General features: G+C 35.9%; 3 protein-coding genes. All 3 read left to right on the forward strand.

Features of this window, described 5'->3' with window-relative positions:
* On the forward strand, positions 1–1,015 hold a 1,015-nt coding region (locus RT445_RS08740), incomplete at its 5' end, for a sensor histidine kinase (protein WP_313470426.1).
* 145 nt (positions 1,016–1,160) lie between these two features.
* Complete coding sequence (locus tag RT445_RS08745) at positions 1,161–1,538, forward strand: 2-oxoglutarate ferredoxin oxidoreductase subunit beta (protein WP_274796061.1); 378 nt, start codon at positions 1,161–1,163, stop codon at positions 1,536–1,538.
* Between the two features lie 687 nt (positions 1,539–2,225).
* Positions 2,226–3,314 (forward strand): ABC transporter substrate-binding protein, encoded by a 1,089-nt coding sequence (locus tag RT445_RS08750; RefSeq protein ID WP_312505258.1) that lies wholly within the window; start codon positions 2,226–2,228, stop codon positions 3,312–3,314.
* Positions 3,315–3,327 lie beyond the last annotated feature (13 nt).

The raw sequence follows: 3,327 nt of genomic DNA on the forward strand, positions 1-3,327 counted from the left end.
TGAACGAGAACAGGAAGTGTGTATTCTACGCTATAGTTTAGTTCCCGAGTATCGCTCCACTATTATAAGAAAGTACTTACCCAACCCTCAACTAACAGTGTTACTGTTATTTATTTTAGGAGTAATTTTGCAGGCAACAGTGCTTGCAGTTCATTTCGGCAGAAGGCTTAAACGGAAAATGTCGGGCTTACAAGTGGCCATTGAAAAAATCCAAAATCAAAATTTGGATTTTCATTTAAAACCTTCTGGTATTAGAGAAATAGATGATATTGCACTCTCTTTTGAGCAAATGAAGGAAGCATTAAATCGTTCATTAACACAACAATGGGAGGCAGAGAGGTCGCGAAGAGAACAAATTTCTGCACTTGCCCATGATTTGAAAACACCTCTTACCATTATTCGGGGAAATGCGGAGCTTTTACAAGATACTGTTCAAGATGATATACAAAAAGAATATAATCGTTATATATTAAAAAATACCATTGAAATAGAAAAATTCACAAAGCAATTAATGGACATATCGAAGATGGAACAACATGTTGTGAATGCAAAAACAAATGTAGAGTTAGATTCCTTTGTTCATAAGATAGAACAACAAATGAAGGCTCTTGCTTTGGAAAAAAGACTCGAAGTAGATGTAGTGAAAGATAAATTGCCTGCTGTTTTGATGATAGAGGAGGAACTCTTTTATCGGGCTCTTTTAAATGTGATTGTTAATGCTGTTGAATATACACCCAATAATAGCAAAGTCACTTTATCGGTTGCTGGAGAATTAAACTTTGTTCATTTTACTGTGACAGATAGTGGTCCAGGTTTTTCATCGAAAGATTTAAAAGAAGCAACCAAGCAATTTTATCGAGGGGATCCAAGTAGGAATTCTGCAAAACATCATGGGATGGGGCTTTACATTGTAGAATCGATTATTCAAAAACATGGTGGAACATTGACGCTAGCTAATAGTTCGATAAAGGGTGGAGGAAAAGTGACAATCACAATTCCAACGTCAGGGTTGTAAATCATACTTGTCCGCAAAAACCAGGCTTCCGCGTGTATTCCATCTAAGCCTCTGTTAAATCATTAAGAGCTCCCCAAAAATAGCAGAGGCCAGTACAGGCAATGTTTGTCTAAACAATGCTACAATAAAAGAAAAAAAAGAGGCGATGACCGTGAATAACGTCATTGATTTTATTGCAAAGAAAAAGGAACGTGAAGAAAGAAAGCGTGCACAGGATTTAGAACTTTATGTAGCCACACAGTGCAATTTTCAGCAGCCTGAAAAAATAGATGCTCTTGTAGATGATAAATTGATTGAAGTAAAGGATCATACATTATTTCTGGGCTTTTTATCCATTCTAAAGGATGAGCAAATCGAGCCACTCGCTATTTTTCAGGATGTTTTTACGTTAGAGCCTTCTCGATTTGAGCTGTCCTACAATATGAGATGGTGGTCAGTTGTGCAGCTAGCATTTACTTTTTTAACAATTCTAAAGGAACATGAGCCGCATACATATGCAGATTTCTTAGGTCTCTCCAACTAATCAACACAATAAATATTTCATCCCTGTCGTTACATTCGAGTAAGGAATTATTTCGGCTATCTGTCATAGTCTGAAATTGTATGTGATTTTACTTTTCAATACGTCCAATTTTGTGTAAGCTTGGTAATTTTTTGGGTTTTTATTGTACTGTTCTTATTAAATTGGAAAATAATGGTGGGTTCCATGAAAAAATTAGGTTTACTTAGAATATTGGCATTTATAGTTATAGTGCTAATACTTTTTTCAAATGGGGTTCAAGCCCATGATTTTCTTATTTTATTGTTTGCTGTTTTCTTTGTAGGTGTTCCATGGTACCAATTTTTTAAAAGGTAAAATGAATTAGAGCTTAACACATATAGTCGACTTAAAAATTTCTATATTCATTTCTATTCTGTTCAATGCTTAATATTTTGATTGCTGTCGAAACCAAAAATTTATCTAAAAAACAAACTCACACATTTTGATTATTTTCCTCAAAATGTGTGGGTTTTATTTATTATAAGGAAATTAAAGCAGGAGAACTGGTTTTATAAATGGATTTTGCTATTTTAAATTTAAAGATTTTTATAATTTCTCAATAATTTTTACTAAATATTTTAATGCACTCCATACTTGCTTAATGTTTGTTTTATACCATAACGTTTGTAAGCAAATAAAAATAAACAAAAACAAATGGAGGTCCAACACATGGCAATTCAAAAGTGGTGGAAAAAAGGTCTAATTGGTGCATTAACAATTTCCATGTTAGCAGCTTGTTCTGACAGTTCATCTAGTGCAAATGAAGTAAGCAAAGATTTATCGCTTGAGGAAATTAGGGAGAAAGCGAAGGAAGAGGGTACTGTTAATTCCGTTGGTATGCCAGATACATGGGCGAATTGGGTGGAAACTTGGGAAGAGCTTGGAGCCGAATATAGCATAAAGCACAATGATACGGATATGTCGAGTGCTGAAGAGTTAGCGAAATTTGAAGCAGAGAAGGATGATGCTACAGCAGATATTGGCGATGTTGGCATCGCTTTTGGTCCAATCGCTAAGGACAAGGGCTTAACCTTACCATATAAAACTTCGTACTGGGATGAAATACCTGATTGGGCTAAGGACGATGAAGGACACTGGATTGTCGGTTATACGGGGACCATTTCATTTTTAACAGATAAAAATAATGTGAAGAATCCTCCAACTTCCTGGGAGGATCTGAAAAATGGAGATTACACAGTTAGTATTGGGGATGCCTTAACGGCAAATCAAGCTCAGTTTGCTATTTTAGCTGCGGCAATGGCATTTGGGGGAGATGAATCGAATATCCAACCTGGCATTGATTTTTTTGCTGAGTTAGCAAAACAAGGTCGATTACAAGGAGATCCATCCGTAGCAAATTTAGAAAAAGGAGAAATTGATGTCGCCATCTTATGGGATTTTAATGCCTTAGGGTATCGTCATCAAATTGATGAAGAACGTTTCGATGTAGTGATCCCATCTGAAGGATCTGTTACTTCTGGCTATGCAACGATTATTAATAAGTATGCAAAAAATCCACATGCTGCCATGCTTGCTCGCGAATACATTTTATCCGATGCTGGTCAAGAGAATTTAGCAAAGGGCTATGCACGCCCAATTCGAGAAAAGGTAGAGTTACCACAGGATGTAAGGGATCTACTATTACCAGCAGATATGTATACGAATGCTCAACCAGTAAAAGATCAAAAGAAATGGGAAGAAACAACAAAGCAAATTCCTCAATACTATCAAGAGCAGGTGTTAATCCATGCAAAATAACAAAGTGGTACTC

The organism is Lysinibacillus sp. (assembly GCF_032093475.1).
In the GTDB taxonomy this organism is placed as follows: Bacteria; Bacillota; Bacilli; order Bacillales_A; family Planococcaceae; genus Lysinibacillus; species Lysinibacillus irui.